Genomic DNA, 23866 nt, shown 5'->3' with positions numbered 1-23866 from the left:
TGTGCCTCACCTCACAAAAGGTGTCACCCCGCACAAAAGGCCGCGCGCCCCGGACGCCGCCGTGCGTCCGGGGCGCACAGGGGCGGGGTCAGGCGTACGCCTTCACCTCCAGCAGCCCGACCGACCCCTGGCCGCTCTGCAGCACCACCCGCAGCCGCGTGGTGCTGACGGAGGGGAAGCTCACCCGGTTGTAGGCGTCGGCCGCCACCGGGTACGTCCCCGGCACGTCGGCGTAGCCGCTGCCGGTCCAGTACTGGAGCTTCCACGACGCAGGGACACGCACGCCGCCGCCGTCGTCGAAGAAGTACACGTCGGCGGAGCTGATCGTCTGCGTGGCCGGCCAAGTCAGTTCGGCCCACTGCGTGCCGGTCTGGGGCCAGGTGCCCCAGCGGCGGTTGACGGTGTCGTTCGAGCGAGGCGGGTCGATGCCGTCGTTGATCGCCGCCACGCTCTCCCACGCCGAGGTGTAGGAGGCCGACGGGGTGGCCGAGCGGGCCAGGTTCGACGGGGCGGTGCCGGTGACCGTCAGCGTGTACGTCCTGGTCACCGGCGTGCTGAGCTTGTCGTAGTCACGCAGCCTGACGGTGAAGGTGGACGTCCCGGCCGCCGTCGGGGTGCCGGTGATCGCGCCGGTGAAGCGGTCGAGGCTCAGCCCGGCCGGCAGCGACCCGCTGGTGACCTGCCAGTCGTAGAACGGCACGCCGCCCTTGGCCTGGAGGGTCTGCTGGTAGGCGGTCCCGGCCGCGGCCTGGGGGAGCGAGGTGGTGGTGATCGACGGCGGCAGGAACGGGGTGAGGTTGCGGTTGAGCTTCCAGCCGGCGTTCTCGGCGACGAGCAGCGCCAGCTTGGTCAGCATCCACCGCCGGGTCGGGAACAGGTGCGTCCAGCCGCCGCTCTGGCCGCTGAGGCGGTCCCAGTTGGGCTGGTCGCCGGGGATGTGGTAGCTGGAGTCCAGGGGGACCGCGCGCCCCTGGTAGGCGACCACGTCGGGATCGGTGCCGCCGGAGGCGACGTAGGCGCGCATGCCGGCCCAGTCGCTGTGGAAGGCGACCGCGTGGCCGTACTCGTGCATGACCAGGCCGTGCACGTCGAGCACGGAGCCGGCGATGTCGGTCTTGTACCAGTCCTCGTCGGCCAGGGAGGTGAACAGCTGCTTGCCCGCCTCGTCGTACTCGAAGATCATCGCGGTCGAGCGGTGCAGCGGGCCGGCGAGCTGCTGGCCGCCCCGGGTGCTGTAGCGGCCGTTGGCGGCGGGGTAGCCGGTCGAGTACGGGGTCTGGATCCCGCGGAAGAACACGTACATGCCGTTGTAGGCGGCGTTGTTCGTGACCGTGACGGAGTTCTGCCAGTCGTTGCCGGGCAGGTGGTTGGTCTCCGCGCCGGCCGCCACGGTGTCGAAGGGCGCCATGTCGAAGAAGCGGAACCAGTCCTTGACCGCCTCCTCGGCCGCCGTCCGGAAGGCCGGGGCGTTGAAGTAGCCGGTGATGGTGTCGTAGCGGTAGTCGAACGTGAGCGGCAGCGAGGGCTCCAGCGCGGTCTTCTCGTCCTGCTGGACCCGGATGGGCATCGACTGCTGGTACGTCGCCCCGCCCGCGTCCCTGATCGTCAGGCGCAGCGTGTGCAGCTCGTCGGCGCCGGGCCCCCGCTTGGAGTGGATGGCCAGCCGGAACAGCTTCTCCTCCGAGGCGGAGGCGAAGGTCAGGGTCTTGGTCGCGCCGGTGGCGGTGAGCTGGCTCGGCAGGTCCATCATCAGCCGGGAGGTGCCCTCGGCCTTGAGGTCGACGGTGATCGGGTAGCGCACGTCGGCGGGCGGGCGGACGGTCAGCTCGACGTACGGGTTGGCCAGGTAGCCCTGCCAGTCGACGAGCTTGACGCCGTAGTCGTTGACGACCCGGCCGAACATGTCCACGACCTGCGCGGTGGGCGCGGCGTGCGCGGCGGGCGGCGCGGCGGTGAGGAAGGACGCGAGAAGGACGGTGAGAAGGGTGGCCAGCACGGCCGGTCGTCTCATCGGCGGCACCTCTCTGTGTTAGCGCTAACAAATAGCGCGGCGGGACGAGCGGGGGGAACAGGTCCTGCGGGTGGCGCCCGGGTGCGCGTGCGGACGCCGGTGTACTCGAAAATGACTGAAAGGTTTTCGGCAGCGAACCGCACCGTCAACCACGCTGTCAAGAGCCGACTGCAACTCCAGCACAAAGGTTTTCGGTCCACCTCGCCCCCGCCCGGGCCTACCTCTGCCTCACGGTGCAGCGCAACCGTTTTCTCTTCGTGCCTCACCGCCCCGGAAGTGGGCGGTCTGCACCGGTGCCTCTATTGACGAGTGCTGTATCACACCTTACATTGCCTGCGAGAAAACCTATTCTCAGTTCGACGAGGAGCTCGATGTCCGGCTTCCCCGACCCTGTCCGCGGGCCGCTCGCCCCCAGCACCGGAGTCCTGCGGCCGTTGGGCGTGCACGACGTCACGATCACCGGCGGCCCGTTCGCCCGCTGGCAGGAGATCAACCGATCGGCCAGCATCCCGCTCGGCCTGGAGCAGATGGAGGCGTCCGGCGCGCTGCCCAACCTGCGCCTGGCGGCGGGGGAGGGCGAGGGCGACTTCCGCGGTTACCGTTTTCAGGACTCCGACCTGTACAAACAGCTCGAAGCGATCGCCTGGGAGCACCTGCGCGCTCCCGACGCCGCCTACCCGGAGTTCGTCGCCGGCTCGGCCGCGCTGCTGGCCCGCGCGCAGCGCCCCGACGGCTATCTCAACTCGCACTACCAGGTGGTCAAGCCCGGCAAGATCTTCGCCGAGCTGGAGTACAGCCACGAGATGTACTGCGCCGGCCACCTGTTCCAGGCGGCGGTCGCCGCCTCCCGCGCCGGGTGCGGCGACGACCTGCTCGCGGTCGCCCGCCGCTTCGCCGACCTGCTGGTGGAGCGGTTCCTGACCGGCGGCGACGACGGCATCGACGGGCACGCCGAGGTCGAGACGGCCCTGGTCGAGCTCTACCGGCACACGGGCGAGAGCGCCTACCTGGAGCTGGCGCGCAAGCTCGTCGACAACCGGGGCAAGGGCCTGATCGCCGACAGCGGCATGGGCCCGCTCTACTCGCAGGACCACCTGCCGGTCCGTGAGGCCGACACCGCCGTCGGCCACGCGGTGCGCCAGCTCTACCTGGAGGCCGCCGTCGTCGACCTCTACCTGGAGACGGGCGACGAGTCGCTGCTGGAGTGCTCGGTGCGGCGCTGGGAGGACATGGTCGCCACCAAGACCTACCTCACCGGCGGCCTCGGCTCCCGCCACGACGGCGAGGCGTTCGGCGAGCGCTGGGAGCTGCCCTCCGACCGCGCCTACAGCGAGAGCTGCGCCGCCATCGCGAGCGTCCATTGGAACTGGCGGCTGCTGCTGGCCACCGGCCAGGGCCGCTACGCCGACCTCATCGAGCGCACCCTCTACAACGCCTTCGCCGCCTCCACCTCGGCCGACGGCGTCCGCTTCTTCTACGTCAATCCGCTGCAGCGCCGCGCCGACCTGTTCGAGGACCGCTACCTGGGGCGGCGCAGGGAGTGGTTCGCCTGCGCCTGCTGCCCGCCGAACATCATGCGCCTGGTCGCCTCGCTCGGCCACTACGTCGCCAGCACCGACGACGAGGGCCTGTCGGTCCACCAGTACGTGCCCGGCCAGATCCGCGCTGGCGCGGTCACGCTGGAGGTCGAGACCCGCTACCCGTGGGACGGCCGGGTCCGGTTCACCGTCAGGGAGACCCCCGGCGGCCCGTGGACCCTCAAACTCCGCATCCCCTCCTGGAGCGAGGGCGGGCTCGTCCCCGACGCCGACGGCTACGCCCGCGTCCGGCGCGACTGGAAGCCCGGCGACGTGTTCGACCTCGACCTGGACCTGACGCCCCTGCTGGTCCTGCCGCACCGCAGGATCGACGCGCTGCGCGGCTGCGCCGCCGTCGAGCGCGGCCCGCTGGTCTACTGCTTCGAGCAGATCGACCAGGAGGCCGACCTCGAGGACCTGGCGCTCGCCGCCGAGCCGCGCCTCCGCGCCGTCGAGCGCGACGTGCCCGGCCTCGGCCCGACCGTGGTGATCGAGGCGGACGCCGTCCGGCTGCCGCCCGCCCCGGCCGAAGGACTGCCCTACTTCCCCTCGACCGGCGCCGCCGCCGACCGGCCGGCGCCCGCCCCTGTCACCGCGACCGCCGTTCCCTACTACCAGTGGGACAACAGGGACGGCGGCGTCATGCGGGTCTGGACCCCCCACCTGTAAGGAAGCACCCCATGAAGAGAAGAGACCTGTTCAGGATGGGCGGCCTGGCCGCCCTCGGCGCCGCCGCCGCGGCCTGCGGATCGGGGGGCGGGGCGGCCGGCGCGGGGGACAAGCGGCTGCAGTTCATGTACTGGGGCTCGACGTTCGAGAAGACGGCCGTGGAGAAGATGCTCCGCTCCTTCGCCGAGAAGAACCCCGGCGTCGAGGTCAAGCCGCTGTTCACGCCCGACGAGTACGACGTCAAGCTCAACAGCCTCATCGCCGGCGGCAACGTGCCCGACCTCGGATACGTGCCGATGTCGATGTCGTTCCGCCTGGCCGAGCAGGGCAAGCTCGTCAACCTGTTCCCGTACCTGAAGAAGTACCCCCAGCTCGCCGGCTACCTGCCGGACGCCTACCTCTGGTACGGCCCCGACAAGCTGCACGGCGTCGCCACCGCCAACGAGATCGAGCTGCTGTGGTACAGCAAGGCCGCAGTCGCCGAGGCCGGCATCACCGCGCCGCCCGCCGTCGCCTCCTCCGCCTGGACCTGGGACCAGTTCGTCGAGAACGCCTACAAGCTCACCGTCGACCAGAACGGCAAGCACCCCGACGAGTCCGGCTTCGACCCCAAGCAGGTCCGCCAGTTCGGCGTCTCCGTCAGCATCACCTACGCCGCCGCCTGGTACGGCTTCCTGCGCAGCAACGGCGCCGACTTCGCCGACGAGGCCGGCAAGCGCTGCCTGCTGGACACCCCCGAGGCCGTTCAGGTGTTCCAGAACCTGCAGGACCTCATCCACAAGCACCGCGTCGCGCCCGGTCCCGGCCAGCTCGCCGCGACCGGCGACGACGTTCCCGGCACCAACATCCTGCTGAAGACCAAGCGGGTGGCGATGGTCGTGGACGGCCACTGGGCGCTGCTCGACATGAACGAGAGCAAGGTCGACTACGGCATCGGCGTGCTGCCCACGTACAAGGAGCCGTTCACCACCTCCCAGGTGGCGGGCGCCTCGTCGGTGTTCGCCGGCGGCAAGCACGTCGAGGAGGCGGTCGAGCTGTTCGCCTTCCACATCGACCCGCGCTACGTGGACCTGTACCGGCAGGGGCTGTGGATGCCGCAGGAGCGCAAGTACTACGAGGACCAGGCCGCCATCGACTCCTGGACGAAGAACGACGGCCACCCGCCGGAGTTCCGCACCGCCGTGGTGGACTACGCCCGCGACCACGGCGTGCCCGACCTGCGCAACCGCGTCAAGAACCTGTCGGCGATCTCCAGCGACGTCCTCACCCCGGCGCTGCAGGAGATCGAGTCGGGCAAGCGGCCCGCCGCCGAGATCCTGAAGGCCGTCGCCCCGAAGATCACCGGCATGCTGCAGGGCTGGCAGCACGTTCAGGAGGTCTGACATGGCCGGCCTGTCGGGTCAGCGCCGCCTGGAGCGGCGCTGGGGCTGGCTCCTGGCGCTGCCCGCCATCCTCGGGTTCCTGATCTTCACGGCGGGGCCGATGGTGGCCTCGCTGGTCTTCAGCCTCACCGACTGGCAGGTGGGCGGCACCCCGTCGTTCGTCGGGCTGGACAACTACACGAAGATGGCGGGCGACGAGCTGTTCTGGACGTCGCTGGGCGCGACCACGTACTACACGCTCGGCGCGGTGCCGCTGGTGCTCATCGTGTCCTTCGCGGTGGCGATGCTGCTCAACCAGCGCGTACGCGGCCTCGCGCTGTGGCGCACGATCTTCTACCTGCCGACGCTGGTGCCCTCGATCGCCAACGTGGTGCTCTGGATCTGGATCTTCAACCCCGACTTCGGGCTGCTCAACTCGCTGCTGCGCCAGGCCGGGCTGCCGGCCGGGCAGTGGATCTACGACGAGTCGACGGCGATCCCGTCGCTGATCGTCATGAGCACCTGGGGCTTCGGCAACACGATGGTGATCTTCCTGGCCGGGCTCCAGGGGGTGCCGCGCCACCTGTACGAGGCGGTCTCCATCGACGGCGGCGGCGCCTGGCGGCGCTTCTGGCACGTGACGCTGCCGATGATGACGCCGACCATCTTCTACAACCTGGTCGTCGGCGTGGTCGGCACCTTCCAGGTGTTCAACCAGGCGTACGTGATGACCGAGGGCGGCCCGAACAACGCCACCCTCTTCTACGTCTACTACCTGTTCCGCAAGGCGTTCAGAGAGAGCGAGATGGGCTATGCCAGCGCGCTCGCGTGGGTGCTCTTCATGATCATCGTGGTGATCACGTTCCTGCTGTTCAGGAACGCCCGCCGCTGGGTCCACTACGAGATGGCGGGCGCGAGGTGACCGCCGTGGCCGCGCCGCCCCGCGAGCGCCGCACCGGACGGGTGGCGCCCACCGGCGGGCTGCGCCGGCGGCGCCCGTACGGCAAGGCGCTGCTCTACCTCGCGCTGGTCGCCGGGGCGGTGCCGACGCTGCTGCCGTTCGTCTGGCTGGTGCGCAGCGCGCTCATGGAGGACGCGCAGATGTTCACCGCGCCGCCGGAGTGGATCCCGCGGCCGTTCCGGTGGTCGAACTTCGGGGAGGCGCTGACCGCGCAGCCGTTCGGGCTGTACTTCGTCAACACCGTGATCGTCGCGGTGATCAGCGTGCTGGGGACGGTGATCACCTGCTCGGTGGCCGCGTTCAGCTTCTCCCGGCTGCGCTGGCGCGGCCGGAACGTGGTCTTCGCGCTGCTGCTGAGCGCCGTCATGCTGCCGTACGCGGTCACGCTCATCCCGACGTTCGTGATGTGGCAGGAGCTCGGGGCGCTCGACAGCTTCGTCCCGCTCACCGTGCCGAGCTGGTTCGCCGGGGCGGGCGGCGGGGTGTTCAACGTGTTCCTGCTGCGGCAGTTCTTCCTGACGATCCCGTTCGAGCTGGACGAGGCCGCCTACATGGACGGCGCCTCGCCCTGGCGGGTGTTCTGGACGGTCGTCATGCCGCTGTCGAAGCCCGCGATCGTCGTCGTCACCATCTTCACCTTCATCGGCACCTGGAACGACTTCCTCGGCCCGCTGCTCTACCTCAACGACGAGCAGAAGTACACGCTCTCGCTGGGGCTGGCGTCGTTCCAGAGCATCTACATCACGCAGTGGGGCTACCTGATGGCCGCCTCGGCCGCCGTCATCGCCCCGATCATCGCGCTGTTCTTCTTCCTGCAGCGCTACTTCATCGAGGGCGTCACCCTCACCGGCATCAAGAACTGACTGAAGGCCCCTTTGGGAAACCCGTTTCCCAAAGGGGCCTTCATGTCAGATGCTGCGCCGGGTCGAGGCGCGCGGCACGAGCGCGGCCGGGACGGTGTGGACGCCGGACGGGACCGGCTTCCCGGCGATCGCGTCGAGCAGGTGGCGGGCGGCCAGCCGGCCGATCTCCCCGAGGTTCATGTCGACCGTGGTGAGCGGCGGCCGGCAGCCGAGCGCCATCGGCTCCCAGTTGTCGAAGCCGGCCAGCGCCACGTCGTCCGGCACCCGCCGCCCCCGCTCGCGCAGCGTCTCGGCCACCCCGCGGGCGATCTGGTCGCTGCCGCAGAAGACCGCGTCCACGTCGGGGGCGGCGTGCAGCAGGATGTCGGCGGCCTGCCGCCCCCATTCCTCGCTCCACTCACCGAACAGGATCTCCCCGGCCGGCTCCAGGCCCGCCTCCGCCAGCGTCGCCGTGAGGCCCGCGGCGCGCTCGCGGGCCGCCTGGAACCCCTCGGGGCCGGTGACGTGCCCGACGCGCGTGCGGCCGGTCGCCAGCAGGTGGCGGGTGGCGAGGACGCCGCCGCCCCGGTCGTCGGGGATGATCGAGTAGTCGGACTCGTCGGTGGACTGCGTCATCGCGTACACCACCGGGACCGGCAGGTCGTGGCCGATGCTGGGGCGCGGCTCGGTGCGGCGGCCGGTCACGATGATCCCCTCGACCCGCCGGGCCAGCAGCCGCTCCAGGTAGTGCCGCTCCCTGATCGGGTCGTCGCGGGTGTCGCAGAGGAAGACGGAGATCTGCCCGGCGCCCAGCGCGTCCTCCGCGCCGAGCATCACGGGGATGCTGAAGCGGCCGTAGCTGTCACCGGTGACCAGGCCGACGGTGTACGTGCGGCCGGCCAGCAACCCCTGCGCGAGCGGGTTGGGCCGGAAGCCGAGCCGCTCGGCGGCGGCGAGCACGCGGTCGCGGGTCTCGTCCCGCATCCTGCCCCGGCCGTTCAGCGCCTTGGAGGCGGTGCCGATCGACACGGCGGCCGCGGCGGCGACGTCCCTGATGGTCGCCGGGCGCGCCACCTGCTCTGGAGGGCTGGCCAATCCTGGATCCTTTGCGTACGCGGGGGTCGGGGGTGCTGTATGACACTCTACTCCGACCGTGCGCAAAGGTATTCCCACTTCTCTATGATCTACATTGTAAAGGCGTTCGGCCGACTGACGCGTGAAATCCACCTTTTGTCCCGCTTTGGTGGGGATAGTACTTCTTCTTCTCCTTCTGCCAGAGAGACTGGAAGCGCTCGGAACGTACGTGAGATCTGCTTCGATCGCGCCGCGGGCCAACCCCGCCGGCACGAGAGATTCGGGGGACACTGTGAAACGAGTGCTTCTCGCGGCGGCGCTCGCGCTGACCGCGGCCACCGCCGGGACCAGCGCGGCCTCCGCCCGCACTCCTGAGCCCGAGGGCTCACCGGCACCGGAGATGACCAGCATGCCGGAGGAGACCTCGCCGGACGGCGGCATGCCGGAGGAGACCACACCCGGCGAGACCGGTGAGCCCGGCGCTCCCGGCGGTCCGGAGGCGACCGCGACGGGGGAGATGACGCCCGGCGCGACCACCAGCCCGATGGGGCCGGGGTGCGCGGCGATGAAGGACAGCCTCTCCGGCGTCGCCGACCAGCCGGCCGGCACCGCCCTGACGAAGATCCCGGACCTGTCGAAGCTCTCGCAGGCGGTCAAGCAGGCCGGACTGGAGGAGAAGCTGAACTCCGCGAAGGACATCACGATCTTCGCGCCCAACGACGCGGCCTTCAACGCGGCCCCGACGGACGTGCAGGACGCGATGTCCGACAAGGCCGCCGCCACCAAGATCCTCTCGTACCACGTGGTCGAGGGGAAGGTGAACCCGACCGACCTGAAGGACGGCGACATGCTCAAGACGCTCCAGGGCGGCGAGCTGTCCGTGAAGGGCTCCGGCGAGGACATGACCATCAACGACGCCAAGATCGTCTGCGGTGGCATCCCGACCAGCAACGCCACGCTCTACGTCATCGACAAGGTCCTCATGCCCAAGTGAGGCACCCGCCCGCCTGGACGGACGGAGAGGGCACGGCCACCGCGCTGAGCGGTGACCGTGCCTTCCTGCGTGGCGGGGGCGCGCCGGATTTGGCCCTGACGCGGGGTCAACCTCCCACCATGGGCGCATGACGACGACCCCCACGCTCCGGCAGCACACGATCCACCACGACGGCGTCACCATCCCGGTGTCGCGCGGCGGCACGGGACGACTGCTGGTCCTGTGCCCCGGGCTGAGCTCCACCCAGGCGGACCTGGGCGAGCTGGCCGGGCTGCTGCGGCTCGACCACGACGTGGTCACCTTCGACCTGCGGGGCCACGGCCTCGCCTCGCCCGCCGACCGGTACTCCTTCGCGGCGTTCGGCGCCGACCTCGCCGCCGTGCTGGCGGACCTGGCGCGCCGCGAGCCGGGCGTGGCGCCCGTGCTCGTGGGCTACTCGATGGGCGCCGACCTCGCCGTCCACCACGCGGCCGACCACACCGCCGACCGCTCTGTCGCCGGGCTGGTGCTCATCGACGGGGCGAACCCGGTGCCGGAGCCGTTCCTCACCGATGACCTCCTGCCACGGCTGCGCGTGATGTGGGAGGACCAGGCGGCACAGCAGGAGGCACTGCGGGGCACCGCGCGCCAGGTGCTGCTCACCGCCCCCGAGATCGAGGCGCTGAACGCCGAGATCGACGAGGTCCGCTCCACCGTCCTCGACCGCTACCGCAGGATCGGCTGCCCGATCAGCATGATCATGTCCACCGCGATGGCCGGTGACGGCGACGAGGAGCCGATGCCGCGGCTCAACCGGAACTGGCGCTCGGGCGTCGAGCGGCTGACCCGCGAGCGGCCGCAGGTCGCCGTGTCCTGGCTCGACGCCGATCACGGGCTGGTCCACACCCACGCGCCGGAGATCGCCAGGATCATCCGTGGGAGGCTGGAACGGTGCTGACCATCGGGGAGCTGGCGTCGTACGCGGGGGTGTCCGTGCGCACGGTCCGGCACTACCACGCCAAGGGGCTGCTGCCGGAGCCGGAGCGGGACCACCTCGGCTACCGCAGGTACGACGCGGGCGCCGTGGTCGAGCTGATCAGGATCCGCACCCTCACCCGCGCCGGGGTGCCGCTGGCGCGGACGCGCGAACTGCTGCGGGCCGGCGAGGAGGAGTTCGCCGCGGCGGTCGCGGACATCGACCGGCGGCTGGAGGCCGAGATCCGGCAGCGGCAGCGACGCCGCGAGCACCTGGCCGGGCTCACCGCCGGTGACGGCCTGGCCCTGCCGCCCGAGGTGGCGGGATACCTGGCCCGGCTGCGGGCGCTGGGCGTCGGCGAACGGCTCGTACGGGCCGAGCGCGACGGCTGGGTCCTGCTGGCCGCGCACGCGCCCGAGCGGGTCGCGGAGTGGATCGCCCGCAAGCGGGAGCAGCTCGCCGACCCGCGGCTCGCCGGCTTCTACCTCACCCTGGGCCGGGCCCTGGACCACGCCCCTGACGACCCGGGGACGGCCGAGCGGGCCGACGAGCTGGCCGCGTGGCTCACCCGGCTCGCGGAGGAGAAGGGCGAGGACTACCTCGGCGACGTCGATCTGGACCCGCCGCTGATCACGCTGATGGACGCGCGGGCGCTCGACACGCTCCCCACGGCCCGCCGGCTGATGGAACTGCTCAGGGAACGCGGCTGGACCGGCTGGTCGAAGCTCGAACGCCTGCCTCCGTGAGGCCGGTTTGCCCGCGGAGAGCGGGGTGTGCGAGCCTTTCACCACCTCGCCTCACCTCTCCGAAAGGGCTGGTCGTGACGCTCGGCATGGTTCTCGGCGACGCCGTCTCCCGCGCTTCGACGCGGGAGCGGTAGCCTCACCTGCCCTGACCCACGCGCCCGTGCCGTAGCACGGGCCGTTCGTGCTGCTCCTCGTCGAAGTGCTCTTCGTGTCCCCGCACGTTCGACCACGAGGAGTACGACGTGTCCACGATCCACTGGACCGAGACCAACACCCCCCGTTCCGCCCGCTGGCGTTCCGAGAGCGCGACCCCGCCTCCCCGCCGGGTCGTCCGCGCCGACGACCGCATGAAGGCCGACACCGCTCACCGGCTGGCCTGCGAAGGAACGGCCCTGCTGTGGCGGGGCGACTTCCCCGGCGCCCGTCACCTGCTGGCGGCGATGGGCCGCCGCGTCGACAGGAGACCTCCCCGGCGGGGCGGCAGCCCGGCCGAGTCCTTCCACCTGCACCGCAGGGCACGCGGCCACCGGGCCCGCGTGCTCGGCAGGCTCCTCGTCCTGCTGGAGGACGACTACCGCCTGAACCTGCGCCGAGCCCCCGACGTGCGGCAGGCGTGCGCCGAGGCGTACGGTCCGCCGTCCGGGCCGACGGCCGTCTCGCTCACCGAGCTCCTGGGCGTGATCGGCGCGCACCAGTGGCGCACCAAGGGCGTGGAGGTGCCGGCCCTCGGCGCCCGCATCCACCCGCACTACGGCGTGTTCTCCCCGGTGCGGGGCGAATACGTCGACCTCGTCGCCCGCGCGCCGCTCCCCGCGCCGGCGGGCCGCCGTACCGCGTTCGACCTCGGGACCGGGACGGGAGTGCTCGCCGCCGTCCTGGCCCGCCGGGGGGCCGGCCGCGTCGTGGCGACCGACATCAGCCCGCGTGCCCTGGACTGCGCACGCGACAACATCCGCCGGCTGCGTCTCACCGGGCAGATCGACGTCGTCGGGCCCGGCCTCTTCCCTGACGGGCGGGCGGGCCTCGTGGTCTGCAACCCGCCCTGGATCCCGGCCCGGCCCACCTCCGCCCTGGAGCGAGGCGTCTACGACCCGGGCGGCGGCATGCTCCGCGACTTCCTGGCCGGGCTCGGCGCGCATCTCGAACCGGGCGGTGAAGGATGGCTCATCCTGTCGGACCTGGCCGAACGCCTCGGGCTCAGGACGCGCGGCGAACTGCTCGCCGCCGTCGAGGCGGCGGGCCTGCGCGTGGTAGGCAGGACCGACATCCGGCCGCGGCATCCACGGGTGCGGGACACCGCCGATCCCCTCCATGCCGCCCGGGCCGCGGAGGTCACCTCGCTCTGGCGTCTCGCCGGCGCCTGACGGCGGGTCGTCACCGGGCGCGTCCGGCGAGACCTGGGGCTTTTCGCGGTTTATGTTGGAAACATGCAGGCAGATGGGCGCCGGGGCGACCCCCGCTACCTGCCGATCGGCGAACACGGGCTGATCGGCGATCTGCGTACGGTCGCGCTCGTGGGCACCAACGGCACCATCGACTGGTACTGCTGCCCCCGTTTCGACGCCCCGTCGGTGTTCGGCTCGATCCTGGACGCCGACCGGGGCGGCTCGTTCGAGCTGGCCGCCGACGTGCCGTACACGACCAAGCAGTTCTACTTCCCCGACACCAACGTCCTGATCACCCGGTTCTTCGCCGACGACGGCGTGGGGGAGATCCAGGACTTCATGCCCGTGGAACGTGACAACGCCGAGGTCGACCGGCACCGGCTGATCCGGCGGGTCACCGTCGTACGCGGCCGGCTGCCCTTCCGCGCCCTGGTCGCGCCCCGCTTCGACTACGGCCGCCTGCCGCACACCGTCACCCAGGACGGCGGCCTGACCGTGTTCACGTCACCGACGCTCGGCCTGACGCTGTTCTCCAGCGTGCCCGTCGAGCACGACGGCCGCGACGCCGCCGCCCGGTTCGTGCTGCGCGAGGGGGAGCGGGCCGTGTTCGCGCTCGACCGGGCCGCTCCCGGCGTCGAGCCCCGCGGCTGCCCGCTGGAGCAGGCCGAGGAGCTGTTCACCGCCACGGTCGCGTTCTGGCGCAAGTGGCTGTCGGCCTCCCGCTACCGGGGCCGCTGGCGGGAGATCGTGCACCGTTCGGCGCTCACGCTCAAGCTGCTCACGTACGCGCCGACCGGCGGCATCGTCGCCGCGCCCACCACGAGCCTGCCCGAGCAGATCGGCGGCCGGCGCAACTGGGACTACCGGTACGTGTGGGTGCGCGACGCCGCGTTCTGCGTCTACGCCCTGCTCCGCCTCGGCTTCACCGAGGAGGCCGAGGCGTTCATGGGCTTCCTGGACAAACACGTCCGGCTGGACGGCAGCTGCCCCGCCGGGCCGCTGCAGATCATGTACGGCATCGACGGCCGCCGCGAGCTGCCCGAGGAGGAGCTGCCGCACCTGGAGGGCTACCGCGGCTCGCGTCCCGTCCGGGTCGGCAACGACGCGGTCGGCCAGCTCCAGCTCGACATCTACGGCGCCCTCATCGACTCGGTCTACCTGTACAACAAGTGGGGCACGCCCATCTCCAGCCGGCGCTGGGACGAGCTGTGCACGCTGGTCGACTGGGTCTGCGCCCACTGGGACCAGCCGGACGAGGGCGTCTGGGAGACGCGCGGCGGGCGCAAGAACTTCACCTACTCCCGCCTGATGTGCTGGGTCGCGATCGAGCGCGCCATGCGCATGGCGATCCAGCGGGGCCTGCCCGCCGACATACCGCGCTGGCGCGAGAGCCGCGACGCGATCTACCGCGACATCATGGAGCACGGCTGGTCGGAACGGCTGCAGGGGTTCGTCCAGCACGCCGGCGAGGAGGTGCTCGACGCCGCCGTGCTGATGATGCCGCTGGCGAAGTTCGTCTCGCCGACCGACCCCAAGTGGCTGTCCACGCTGGACGTGCTCGGCGACGCGCTGGTCTCCGACTCCCTGGTCTACCGCTACGACCCCGAGCAGAGCCCGGACGGGCTGGAGGGCCCCGAGGGCACGTTCTCGATCTGCTCGTTCTGGTACGTCGAGGCGCTGTCGCGGGCCGGCCGCCTCGACGAGGCCCGCCTGGCCTTCGAGAAGATGCTCACCTACGCCAACCACCTGGGCCTGTACGCCGAGCAGATCGGGCAGACCGGCGAGCAGCTCGGCAACTTCCCGCAGGCCTTCACCCATCTGGCGCTCATCAGCGCGGCCTTCAACCTGGACCACGCACTCGGCTGATCACTGGGCTGATCCTTGGGGGGCGAGCAGGCAGAACTCGTTGCCGTCGGGGTCGAGCATCTCCACCAGGCCGCCTCCGTGCCGGTTGCCGGGCCGGTCGCCGCCGGCGAGGCTCGCGCCGAGGGAGAGCAGCCGCTCGATCTCGGCCTGCTGGTCGCCGCCCTCCGGGGGAGCGAGGTCGAAGTGCAGCCGGTTCCTGCCGTGCTTCGCGGCGACCGGCGGGCCGCCCCACGTGATCTTCGTGCCGCCGCGCGGCGACTGGATGGCGGTCTCCTCGTCCTGGTCCCAGACCAGCGGCCAGCCGAGCGCCTGGCTCCAGAAGTAGCCGACCGCCTGGGTGCCGTCGCTGGCGAGCGCGCCGATGAACCCGCATCCGGCGAGGAACTTGTTGCCCGCCTCGATCACGCAGAACTCGTTGCCCTCGGGGTCGGCGAGGACCACGTGGCCCTCCTCCGGGCGCTGCCCGACGTCGATGTGCCGCGCGCCGAGCTCCAGGGCCCGCGCCACCGTCCGCTGCTGGTGCTCGGGGGAGTCGCTGGTCAGGTCGAAGTGCGCCTGGTTCTGGCCGACCTTCTTCTCCAGCGTCGGCAGGCAGCGGATCTCGAAGCCGGTCTCGTCGTCCGGCGGGAGCACGACGCCGTCGTGGCGGCCGTCGGTGAGCTTCCTGCCCAGCAGCCCGGCCCAGAACCGGCCGAGTCCTACGGGGTCGTGCGCGCCGAAGCAGAGCGCGGCGAGCTGCGAACTCATCAGATCTCCCATCTGGCGGAACGGCGGCCGCGGGCGGGCACACGTCTCCGCCCCGCGCACGTCACGCTAGCCAGCCGCCGATCCGCGGCGCCAATGCTTTTCCGCCCGGGGTCAGAGCCCCTGCCCGGTGCCCATGCCGCGCAGCAGGGTGTCCACCAGCCGCGCCGCCAGCGCCTCGGGGTCGCCGTCGCGGTCCTGCGCCGACTCGTGGAGCAGCGCGTAGTAGACCCGCCGCGCCCAGCTCAGATCGACGTCGGCGCGGAACGTCCCGGTGTCGCGGGCCCTGGCGAACAGCCGCTCGCAGCGCTCGGCCACGTCGGCGTGCACCTGGGCGGCCGCGTCGGTGGTGAACGCCAGGTTCATGGCGAAACCCCAGTCGATCTTGACGCGCAGCACGTTGGCGGTGACCTGGTAGAGCGCGACGAGCGGCGGCGTGGTCTCGGGATGGGCGGCGTCCACGGCCTCGGCGAACTGCCGGGTGGCCCAGGAGGCCAGCGCGGCCACCAGCGCGTCGCGGGAGGCGAAACGGCGGTGCACGGTGGTGCGCGCCACCCCGGCGGCCTCCGCGATCTGCTCCATGCTCGCCGCCGGGTTCCTGCTGAGCACGCGCTCGGCCGCGGCGAGGATCGTCCTGACCGTCCGCTCGGCGTCGGACCTCAGCGCCCGTGTCGTTCCGCTCATCCGTACAGGTTACGCCATGGTCGCCACTCAACCCTAACTTGCATCATAGGTGTTGCAAGTCCTAGGGTGATCGCATCTGGAGTGACGCGACTTTGCGAAGGAGAACGTCATGGATCTGCGACTCACGGGCAAGACCGCCGTCGTGACCGGCGCGAGCAGGGGCATCGGGCTCGCCATCGTGCGGGCGCTCCGCGACGAGGGCGTGCGGGTCGTCGCCGCGGCCCGCACGATCACGCCCGAGCTCAAGGAGACCGGGGCGATCGCGCTGGCCGCCGACCTGTCCACCCCTGACGGCCCCGCCGCGCTGATCGAGCGTGCCCTGGCCGAGCTGGGCGAGCTCGACCTGCTGGTCAACAACGTGGGAGGGGGCGACGTGAGCGACCGTCCCGTCGGCGGCTTCCTCGACGCCACCGACGACCACTGGCTGCGCGACCACGAGCTGAACTTCCTGAGCGCTGTACGCGCCACCAGGGCCGCCATGCCCGGCCTGGTGCGCAGCCGCGGCACGGTCATCAACATCTCGTCCAACGGTGCGCGCCTGCCGCACGCCGGGCCGGTCACGTACACGACCGCCAAGGCGGCGCTGACGGCGTTCGGCAAGGCCCTCGCCGAGGAGTTCGGGCCGCAGGGCGTGCGGGTCAACACCGTCTCGCCCGGCGCCACCCGCACCGCGCTGTGGGAGTCCCCCGACGGGTACGGCGCGGCGCTGGCCGGCGCGCTCGGCGTCGAGCACGAGCAGCTCCTGGCGCAGCTACCGGCCGGCACCGGGATGACCACCGGCAGGCTCGTCGAGCCCGGGGAGGTCGCCGCGCTGGTGACGTGGCTGGCCTCGCCCCACGCCGCCAGCGTCACCGGGGCCGACTACGTGATCGACGGCGGTGCCGTCAAGACGGTCTGAGGCGTATTGACCCGGTGGGCGGTCATCGCCCAGACTACGGTCCCAACCGGACAATTGCGTCCGGTTCGAGGAGGGCGACTTCCGCGAGCCGAGAGGGGCCGAGTTGACCGACCACTGGGACAGCATCGTCGACGTGCTCGTCGCGGGCTCCGGCGCGGCGGGCCTGACCGCCGCCATCGCCGCCGCCGACCGCGGACTGGACGCCCTGGTCGTGGAGAGCACCCCGCGCTGGGGCGGCACCACGTCCGTCTCCGGCGGCGGCCTCTGGATGCCCGCCAACCCGCTCATGCTGCGCGCCGGCGTCCGCGACTCCGCCGAGGAGGCGCTGCGGTACATGGACGAGGTCATCGAGGAGACCGGCCCCGCCTCCTCACCGGAGCGCAGGAAGGCGTACGTGCGGACCGCCCCCGAGGTGGTCGCCTTCCTCGGCCGGCTCGGCGTGCGCTGGCGCAGGTCCCCCGACTACCCCGACTACTACCCCGACCGGCCGGGCGGCAAGGTGGGCCGGGCGCTCGAGGTCGCGCCGTTCGACACCAAGCTGCTCGGCGCCTGGTACGACAGCGCCCGCTCCAAGGAGAGCGGCATCCCGCTGCCGCTCATGACCGACGACGTGTGGCTGCTGTCGCGCGCCTGGTCCACTCCGAGCGGTTTCGTACGCGGCGCCCGGTTCGTCTTCCGCACGCTCGGCCAGTACGCCGGCGGCAGGCGGCCGACCGGCATCGGCGGCTCGCTCGCCGCCTCGCTCATGCACATCGTCCGCACCCAGCAGACCCCCGTCTGGCTGTCCGCCCCGATCGTCGACCTCGTCATCGAGGACGGCGCGGTCGTCGGCGCGGTCGTGGAACGGGGCGGCCGCGCCCGCCGGATCCGCGCCCGGCGCGGCGTCGTCCTGGCCGCCGGCGGGTTCGCCAGCAACGGCGCTTGGCGGCGCGAGCACCACGGCATCCCCGGCTACTCCTCGGCCCCCGAGGGCGACCAGGGCACGGTCATCGCGATGGGCGCGAAGGCGGGCGGCGCGCTGGCGCTCATGGACGACGCCTGGTGGGGCGCGTCCCTGCTCGGCCCCGACGGCGAGCCGCGATTCCTCGTCGCCGAGCGCTCCCTGCCGTTCTCGATCATGGTGAACGCCGCCGCCGAGCGTTTCACCAACGAGTCGGCGTCCTACATCGACGTCGGGCACGACATGCTCAAGCACGGCGAGGCCGGCCCGATGTGGCTGATCACCGACGTCCGGCACACCCGCCGCTACCTCAACACCGCCGTCGCCGGGCAGGCGGGCAAGTGGAAGCGGGCGGGCCTGCTGGCCGAGGCCCCGACCGTGGAGGCGCTGGCCGCCGAGATCGGCGTCGACCCCGTACGCCTCGCCGCGACCGTCGAGCGCTTCAACGGCTTCGCCCGCACCGGCGTGGACCCGGACTTCGGCCGCGGCCGCACCGTCTACGACAACTACTACGGCGACCCGCGGGTCAAGCCCAACCCGAACCTCGGGCCGCTGGAGAAGGGGCCGTTCCGCGCGTTCCGCGTCTATCCGGGCGACCTCGGGACCAAGGGCGGCCTGCTCACCGACGAGCACGCCCGCGTGCTGCGCGAGGACGGCGCCGCCATCCCCGGCCTGTACGCGGCGGGCAACACCACCGCCTCCGTCATGGGCCGCACCTACCCGGGCCCCGGCTCCACCATCGGCCCGGCCGTCGTCTTCGGCTACCGCGCCGCCCGCCACGCCGCCGGCGCCTGACCCGCGGTCAGCGTACGGAACAGATCGCTTCCTGGATCACCCGGGTCACGGCGGCCGGCTGCGAGACGAGGGCGAGATGCGAGCCGCCCGCGAACTGTGTCACCCGGGAGCCGGCCCGCTCGGCCATGGCCCGCTGCGACGCCGGGACGATGATCTTGTCACCGGTGGCGATGAAGGACCATGACGGGATCGTCTTCCAGGCCGCCGCCTTCGACGGCGTCTGGAAGGCGGCGGTGGAGGCGGCCCGCTGCGCCGCCCAGAGCCGCCGGGCCTCGCCCCTGGGCAGGTCCGAGGCGAAGGAGCGCACGAAGACCTGCCGCTTCAGGTACAGGTCGGCCGCCCCGCCGGATCGCGGGACCCGGTCGTAGAGCGTGGCCGGGTCGCCGCCGAGCGCGGACCCGGCGCCGCTGAGCTGGGCGGTGGTCTCGCCCACGTCCGGGACCGCCGCGTCCACGTACACCAGGGCCTTGACGTCCTGGTCGCCCGCGGCGGCGTTCGTGATCACCGAGCCGCCGTAGGAGTGGCCCACGAGGACGACCGGGCCGCTCAGCCCGTTGAGGAAGTCGCGTACGGTCTGCGCGTCCTCGGTCAGGCCGCGCAGCGGGTTGCCCACGGCCCGCACGTCGTACCCGGCCCGCTGGAGGGCCTTGATCTCGCCGTTCCAGCTGGAGGTGTCGGCCCAGGCGCCGTGCACCAGCACGACGGTGGGCCGCCCGGCGGCGGGCGTGGGGCACGGAGACGTCGGCGCGGCGGCGGGGACCTGCGCGGTCCCGGCCAGCAGCAGCGCGCACCCCGTGACGGCGAGTCCCGGCATGACCACCACCTCCACTCCTTCTCCCAGGCTGCCAGCCGCCGCCCCCAGCGCCGGTGAACGACCGGCCAAGGCCGGTAAAGGCCGGAGCGGCGGGCCGGAGCGGCGGGGGCGGGTAGGCTGGCGGCCATGACCGAGCGTCCTTCCCCCGTCGTGGCCGCGGATCAGCACGCGCAGGTCAGCGGGTGCGACGTGCAGTTCGTGGACGTGTTCAAGGTGCTCGGCAAACGCTGGAACGGCATGATCATCGTGGCCCTGATGCAGCGGCCCGCGCGGTTCGGCGAGCTCGCCAAGATGATCCCCGGCATCACCGACGGCATCCTCTCCGACCGGCTCCGCGAGCTGATGGCGGCGAGCCTGGTGGAGCGGCAGCTCGCCGACGGGCCGAGCACGGCCGTCCTCTACCGGCTCACCCCGGTCGGCGAGGACCTCCGGCAGGCCTTCCACGAGCTGCGCGAATGGGCCGCCCGCAACAACCTCGGCGAGCTCTGCCGCTGACGGGGGCCCGGTGGGCGTGTCGCCAATCGGCGATCAGGGCAGGCGAGTCCAAAACCTTCTTGATCAGATCCTCGCTCTCCCGCAGAACGCGGTTCGTCTTGTCCACCGTACGGTTGAACGGCGACGATGGGCAGGAGTTTCACGAGCCCCGGGCCCTGGCCCGGGGCGGAAGCTACGTGTCCTTCTCGTCCCGCCAGCCGCCGGGTTCGGGATGGTAACCGTAGGCGGCGGCCCGCACCGTGTCCTCGTCCTCCAGCCCGGAGCCGATCGTGCCGCCGACGGTTGCCAGCGAGCTGCTGATCCAGGCCAGGGTCAGGTAGTCGGTGAGGCCGACCGGCCGCTGCAGGTCCTGCTCCAGCACGGAGGTGTCGATCAGCAGCGCCGCGGCGAGTGTCGTTCCGGCGAACAGCACCAGATAGGACGCCACGGCGGCCAGGGTGAGGGTGAGGATCGTGCCGAGGTTGAACATCCGGGCCAGCTCGGCCGGTGTCTCCCGGCTCGGTTTCTCCCACAGGTCGTGCGCGATGATCAGCCAGGTCACCAGCGCGGTCAGTCCGAGAAGCATGATCACGGTGAGGCGGAGTCCGCCGAGCGCGACTCCCATCTCCCAGATGGTGTTGGTGGTGAGCGCGAACGCGGCCGTGGCGAAGGCGCCGGCCAGGAGTTTGGACAGGCCCAGCAGGGCGCGCCCCGGGCGGTTGGCCCGGACCATTCCGATCAGGAGCCGCACCCGGCCGGCCAGCCGCGAGGCGACGTAGCCCAGTTCCCCGGCCCCGGCTTCGCCGACCACTCGGTGGATGGCGGCGACCTGGCCGGTCAGCTCGGCCGGTGCCCGGCCGACCGGCGGCACCCGCTCCTCGGACGTGTCAGCGAGCAGCCGGCCCACGAGATCCGGGACAGCCGCGCGGAGCGCTCGCAGCTGGCGCAGCCCCAGCGCGGGCAAGGACACCAGCGCGACGCGGCGCCGGGCAGACGTCTGCGCGACCAGCGGCACCCGATCGGTGTGCAGCGGCAGGTCGGTCAGGCAGATCGCGACGTCCCACCGGGCGTCGGCACGCCGGCGGGCGAGATCGTCGAGCAGCGCCTCGACGCCGCCGTCGCGGCGCGGAGCCACGTCGCCCCAGCCTGCCCGGACGATCCACCGCACGTCCGGGTCCACCCGCTCGGCGAGCCGGGCGGCCAGCTCGACGGCGAGCCGCGCGACCACCTGCGCCGGATAGTCCGGCGGGGTCGCCACGAGTCCGACGACGATCTCCGGCCGACGCTGCTGACTGATGGCCATGGGCGCTCCTCGCCGGTAGCCGGGCGGAATCCCGGCAGTGAATACCCTTCGTGGCGCGACACATGCGGGCTGTATCGGGTCGATGCGGGCGAACAGGGCGAGGCGGCCGGCTTGCAGAACAGCAACCGGCCGACGGCGGGGGCCGAACCCTCTATTTACGTGACGGTTGGTGCCCATAAGATCACTTAACGCGTCCGGCTGTGGGTTCAGGGGGTTTTCGGGGGGTATCGGTCTGGGGGCTGCCCGTGGGGTGGGAGGCACCGGCGACGGGGGGATCGTCATGAAGGCAGTGGTGTACGAGGGGCCGCGGCAGGTCAGTGTGAAGGACGTACCGGACGCGCGGATCGAGCGGCCGACCGACGTCCTGGTACGGATCACGTCCGCGAACATCTGCGGCTCCGACCTGCACATGTACGAGGGCCGGACCGACTTCGAGCCCGGCCGCTGGTTCGGGCACGAGAACATGGGTCAGGTGGTCGAGGTCGGCGACGGAGTCGACAAGGTCCAGATGGGCGACTGGGTCGTCCTGCCGTTCAACATCTCGTGCGGGCACTGCAAGAACTGCGAGCGTCAGCTGACGAACTACTGCCTGACCGCTCAGCCTGAGCCGAACATGGCCGGCGCCGCCTACGGCTTCGCCGACATGGGCCCGTACGGCGGCGGGCAGGCCGAGCTGCTGCGCGTGCCCTGGGGCGACTTCAACTGCCTGCGGCTGGGCGAGGACGCCGAGCAGCGCCAGAGCGACTACGTGATGCTCGCCGACATCTTCCCGACGGGCTACCACGCCACCGAGATGGCCGGCGTGCAGCCCGGCGACCAGACGGTCATCTACGGCGCGGGGCCTGTCGGGCTGATGGCCGCCCTCTCGGCGACCATCAGAGGGGCGAGCAAGGTGATGGTCGTCGACCGCCACCCCGACCGGCTGCGGCTGGCCGAATCGATCGGCGCGATCGCCATCGACGACTCCAAGGTCGACCCGGTGCAGGCCGTTCTGGACGAGACGATGGGGCTGGGCGCGGACAACGGCTGCGAGTGCGTCGGCTATCAGGCGCACGACCCCGACGGCCGGGAGCAGCCCAACCTGACGATGAACCGGCTGGTCGCCTCGGTACGCTTCACCGGGAAGATCGGCAATGTCGGCGTCTTCACCCCGCAGGACCCCGGGGCCAGCGACGAGCTGGCCAAACAGGGCAAACTCGCCTTCGACTACGGCATGTTCTGGTTCAAGGGCCAGCACATCGGCAGCGGCCAGGCCCCGGTCAAGAAGTACAACCGGCAGCTGCGCGACCTGATCGCCGCGGGCAAGGCCAAACCGTCCTTCATCGTCAGCCACGAGCTGCCCCTCGACCGCGCGCCGGAGGCGTACGAGCACTTCGACAAGCGAGACGAGGGCTGGACGAAGGTCGTCCTGCACCCGGCGATGGCGGGGGCGGGTGCCTGACATGGCCGGAGAGCTGAACGGACGCCGGGTCGCCATCCTCGCGGCCGACGGGGTGGAGCGAGTCGAACTGGAGCGGCCGCGGCAGGCGCTGGACGACGCCGGCGCCCGCACCGTCGTGGTCTCCATCACCAGCGGCGAGATCCAGGCACGCGACCATGACCTCGAAGACGCCGGCACCTTCACGGTGGACCGGCTGGTCGGCGAGGTGTCGGTCGACGACTACGAGGCGCTGCTCCTGCCGGGCGGGACGGTGAACCCGGACAAGTTGCGGATGGAACCCGCTGCGGTGCGGTTCGTCCGGGACTTCGTCCAGTCGGGCAAGCCGGTCGCGTCGATCTGCCACGGCCCGTGGAACTTCGTCGAGGCCGATGTCGCGCGGGGCCGTCGGCTGACCTCGTGGCCGAGCGTGCGCACCGACCTGCGCAACGCCGGGGCCGAAGTGGTCGACGAGCCGGTCGTCACCGACGGCAACATCACCACGAGCCGGTCGCCCGACGACCTGCCGGCCTTCTGCGAGCGCATCGTCCAGGAGTTCGCCAAAGGCCCGAAGGCCGCCGCCGCCGAACACCCGGCGTGACCGCCCGCAGCGAACCCACACACCACCACAACCTGCGTTAGGACGCATGATGACCGACAGATTCGCCCGTGCGCTCGGGTGGACCAGCCTCGCGCTCGGCGCGGCGCAACTGGCGGCGCCCCGGGCCGTGACCCGTCTGTGCGGCGTCGACGACGCGCCAGGGGCCACGACCGTCGCCAGGCTCGTCGGCGGGCGCGAGCTGCTGCACGCCGCGCTGCTCCTCGGCGCCAAGAACCCCGCCCGGTGGGCGTGGACCAGGGTCGCCGGCGACACGATGGACCTCGGCGTCCTGGGCAGGGCCGCCGCCAACCGCACCGGCGCCCGCCGCACCCGCGCGCTGGCCGCGCTCGGCGCCGTCGCCGGGCTCACCGCTCTGGACGCCGCCTGCGCCCGGGGCGGCACCGCCAAGACCAAGGGCCCGCTGAAGGTACGCGCCTCCATCACCATCAACAAGCCGCGCGCCGAGGTCTACCGCTTCTGGCGCGACCTGGAGAACCTGCCGACCTTCATGACCCATCTGGAGTCCGTCCGCACCCTCGGCGGGGGCCGCTCCCGCTGGCGGGCCAAGGGCCCGGTGGTCGACCTGGAATGGGAGGCCGAGATCATCGACGAGCGGGCCGGCGACCTGATCGCCTGGCGCTCGGTGCCCGGCAAGGGCGTCCGCAACGCGGGCCTGGTCAGCTTCACCGACGGCCCCGGCGGGCGCGGCACCGTCGTGGACGTCTCGCTGGAGTACGGCATGCGCGGCCGCAAGC

At 71.8% G+C, this 23866-nt stretch carries 21 protein-coding genes; 15 read left to right on the top strand and 6 right to left on the bottom strand.

Annotated elements, in window-relative coordinates:
* Nucleotides 1-88: 88 nt before the first annotated feature.
* A complete protein-coding gene (locus ABD292_RS46480; RefSeq protein WP_344219432.1) occupies nucleotides 89-2011 on the bottom strand; it encodes an Ig domain-containing protein in 1923 nt (640 codons plus the stop codon).
* A gap of 371 nt (nucleotides 2012-2382) precedes the next feature.
* On the opposite strand from ABD292_RS46480, the gene ABD292_RS46475 reads away from it, so the two are divergent.
* Genes ABD292_RS46475 through ABD292_RS46460 form a run of 4 tightly spaced genes read left to right on the top strand, consistent with a single transcriptional unit; the run spans nucleotide 2383 to nucleotide 7442 of the window.
* Nucleotides 2383-4257: a glycoside hydrolase family 127 protein gene (locus tag ABD292_RS46475; RefSeq protein WP_344219430.1), complete on the top strand. Its 1875-nt coding sequence runs from the start codon at nucleotides 2383-2385 to the stop codon at nucleotides 4255-4257.
* Nucleotides 4258-4268: 11 nt separating this feature from the next.
* Nucleotides 4269-5639, top strand: coding sequence for an ABC transporter substrate-binding protein (locus tag ABD292_RS46470; RefSeq protein ID WP_344219428.1), 1371 nt, complete (start codon nucleotides 4269-4271; stop codon nucleotides 5637-5639).
* 1 nt (nucleotide 5640) lies between these two features.
* The gene (locus ABD292_RS46465; RefSeq protein WP_344219426.1) at nucleotides 5641-6540 is read left to right on the top strand and encodes a carbohydrate ABC transporter permease; all 900 of its coding nucleotides are present in this window, start codon (nucleotides 5641-5643) and stop codon (nucleotides 6538-6540) included.
* Between the two features lie 5 nt (nucleotides 6541-6545).
* The gene (locus tag ABD292_RS46460; protein ID WP_344219424.1) at nucleotides 6546-7442 is read left to right on the top strand and encodes a carbohydrate ABC transporter permease; all 897 of its coding nucleotides are present in this window, start codon (nucleotides 6546-6548) and stop codon (nucleotides 7440-7442) included.
* A 45-nt stretch (nucleotides 7443-7487) separates the two neighbouring features.
* On the opposite strand, the gene ABD292_RS46455 is transcribed toward ABD292_RS46460, so the two are convergent.
* Nucleotides 7488-8516: a LacI family DNA-binding transcriptional regulator gene (locus tag ABD292_RS46455; RefSeq protein ID WP_344219421.1), complete on the bottom strand. Its 1029-nt coding sequence runs from the start codon at nucleotides 8514-8516 to the stop codon at nucleotides 7488-7490.
* Nucleotides 8517-8787: 271 nt separating this feature from the next.
* Here ABD292_RS46455 and ABD292_RS46450 point away from each other — a divergent pair, with 271 nt between their 5' ends.
* The 5 genes from ABD292_RS46450 (at nucleotide 8788) to ABD292_RS46430 (ending at nucleotide 14441) form a co-directional block, all read left to right on the top strand.
* The gene (locus ABD292_RS46450) at nucleotides 8788-9489 is read left to right on the top strand and encodes a fasciclin domain-containing protein (RefSeq protein ID WP_344219419.1); all 702 of its coding nucleotides are present in this window, start codon (nucleotides 8788-8790) and stop codon (nucleotides 9487-9489) included.
* 127 nt (nucleotides 9490-9616) lie between these two features.
* Nucleotides 9617-10426: an alpha/beta fold hydrolase gene (locus ABD292_RS46445; protein ID WP_344219417.1), complete on the top strand. Its 810-nt coding sequence runs from the start codon at nucleotides 9617-9619 to the stop codon at nucleotides 10424-10426.
* A complete protein-coding gene (locus tag ABD292_RS46440) occupies nucleotides 10420-11190 on the top strand; it encodes a MerR family transcriptional regulator (RefSeq protein WP_344219415.1) in 771 nt (256 codons plus the stop codon). The genes ABD292_RS46445 and ABD292_RS46440 overlap by 7 nt, the downstream gene beginning before the upstream one ends.
* Before the next feature lie 242 nt (nucleotides 11191-11432).
* A complete protein-coding gene (locus ABD292_RS46435) occupies nucleotides 11433-12554 on the top strand; it encodes a methyltransferase (protein ID WP_344219413.1) in 1122 nt (373 codons plus the stop codon).
* A gap of 63 nt (nucleotides 12555-12617) precedes the next feature.
* Nucleotides 12618-14441, top strand: coding sequence for a glycoside hydrolase family 15 protein (locus ABD292_RS46430; protein WP_344219411.1), 1824 nt, complete (start codon nucleotides 12618-12620; stop codon nucleotides 14439-14441).
* On the opposite strand, the gene ABD292_RS46425 is transcribed toward ABD292_RS46430, so the two are convergent.
* Together ABD292_RS46425 and ABD292_RS46420 are read right to left on the bottom strand one after the other, a co-directional pair.
* On the bottom strand, nucleotides 14442-15188 hold the full coding sequence (locus ABD292_RS46425; protein WP_344219409.1) for a VOC family protein: 747 nt from the start codon (nucleotides 15186-15188) through the stop codon (nucleotides 14442-14444). It lies immediately after the preceding gene.
* Between the two features lie 111 nt (nucleotides 15189-15299).
* Nucleotides 15300-15869 (bottom strand): TetR/AcrR family transcriptional regulator, encoded by a 570-nt coding sequence (locus ABD292_RS46420; RefSeq protein ID WP_344219407.1) that lies wholly within the window; start codon nucleotides 15867-15869, stop codon nucleotides 15300-15302.
* A gap of 109 nt (nucleotides 15870-15978) precedes the next feature.
* Here ABD292_RS46420 and ABD292_RS46415 point away from each other — a divergent pair, with 109 nt between their 5' ends.
* Entirely contained in the window at nucleotides 15979-16767 is a 789-nt protein-coding gene (locus ABD292_RS46415) for an oxidoreductase (protein WP_344219405.1), read from the top strand.
* 103 nt (nucleotides 16768-16870) lie between these two features.
* Entirely contained in the window at nucleotides 16871-18502 is a 1632-nt protein-coding gene (locus ABD292_RS46410) for an FAD-dependent oxidoreductase (protein ID WP_344219403.1), read from the top strand.
* Between the two features lie 7 nt (nucleotides 18503-18509).
* Here the strand turns inward: ABD292_RS46410 and ABD292_RS46405 are convergent, their stop codons facing one another.
* The gene (locus tag ABD292_RS46405) at nucleotides 18510-19316 is read right to left on the bottom strand and encodes an alpha/beta fold hydrolase (RefSeq protein ID WP_344219401.1); all 807 of its coding nucleotides are present in this window, start codon (nucleotides 19314-19316) and stop codon (nucleotides 18510-18512) included.
* A gap of 126 nt (nucleotides 19317-19442) precedes the next feature.
* Between ABD292_RS46405 and ABD292_RS46400 the strand changes: the two genes are divergently transcribed.
* Nucleotides 19443-19811, top strand: a complete 369-nt coding sequence (locus ABD292_RS46400; protein ID WP_344219399.1) for a winged helix-turn-helix transcriptional regulator — start codon at nucleotides 19443-19445, stop codon at nucleotides 19809-19811.
* A 172-nt stretch (nucleotides 19812-19983) separates the two neighbouring features.
* On the opposite strand, the gene ABD292_RS46395 is transcribed toward ABD292_RS46400, so the two are convergent.
* A complete protein-coding gene (locus ABD292_RS46395; protein WP_344219397.1) occupies nucleotides 19984-21093 on the bottom strand; it encodes a DUF2267 domain-containing protein in 1110 nt (369 codons plus the stop codon).
* Between the two features lie 280 nt (nucleotides 21094-21373).
* Here ABD292_RS46395 and ABD292_RS46390 point away from each other — a divergent pair, with 280 nt between their 5' ends.
* The 3 genes from ABD292_RS46390 to ABD292_RS46380 form a co-directional block, all read left to right on the top strand.
* Nucleotides 21374-22534, top strand: coding sequence for a glutathione-independent formaldehyde dehydrogenase (locus ABD292_RS46390; RefSeq protein WP_344219395.1), 1161 nt, complete (start codon nucleotides 21374-21376; stop codon nucleotides 22532-22534).
* Between the two features lies 1 nt (nucleotide 22535).
* The gene (locus ABD292_RS46385; RefSeq protein ID WP_344219393.1) at nucleotides 22536-23111 is read left to right on the top strand and encodes a type 1 glutamine amidotransferase domain-containing protein; all 576 of its coding nucleotides are present in this window, start codon (nucleotides 22536-22538) and stop codon (nucleotides 23109-23111) included.
* Between the two features lie 46 nt (nucleotides 23112-23157).
* Nucleotides 23158-23866 (top strand): SRPBCC family protein (locus tag ABD292_RS46380; protein ID WP_344219391.1); only part of this gene is annotated, 709 nt, incomplete at its 3' end.

The organism is Nonomuraea bangladeshensis, from assembly GCF_039529455.1.
GTDB classification, from domain to species: Bacteria; Actinomycetota; Actinomycetes; order Streptosporangiales; family Streptosporangiaceae; genus Nonomuraea; species Nonomuraea bangladeshensis.
Note: the sequence above shows the minus strand (reverse complement) of the source record. Positions and strands in the feature narration are given on the sequence as shown.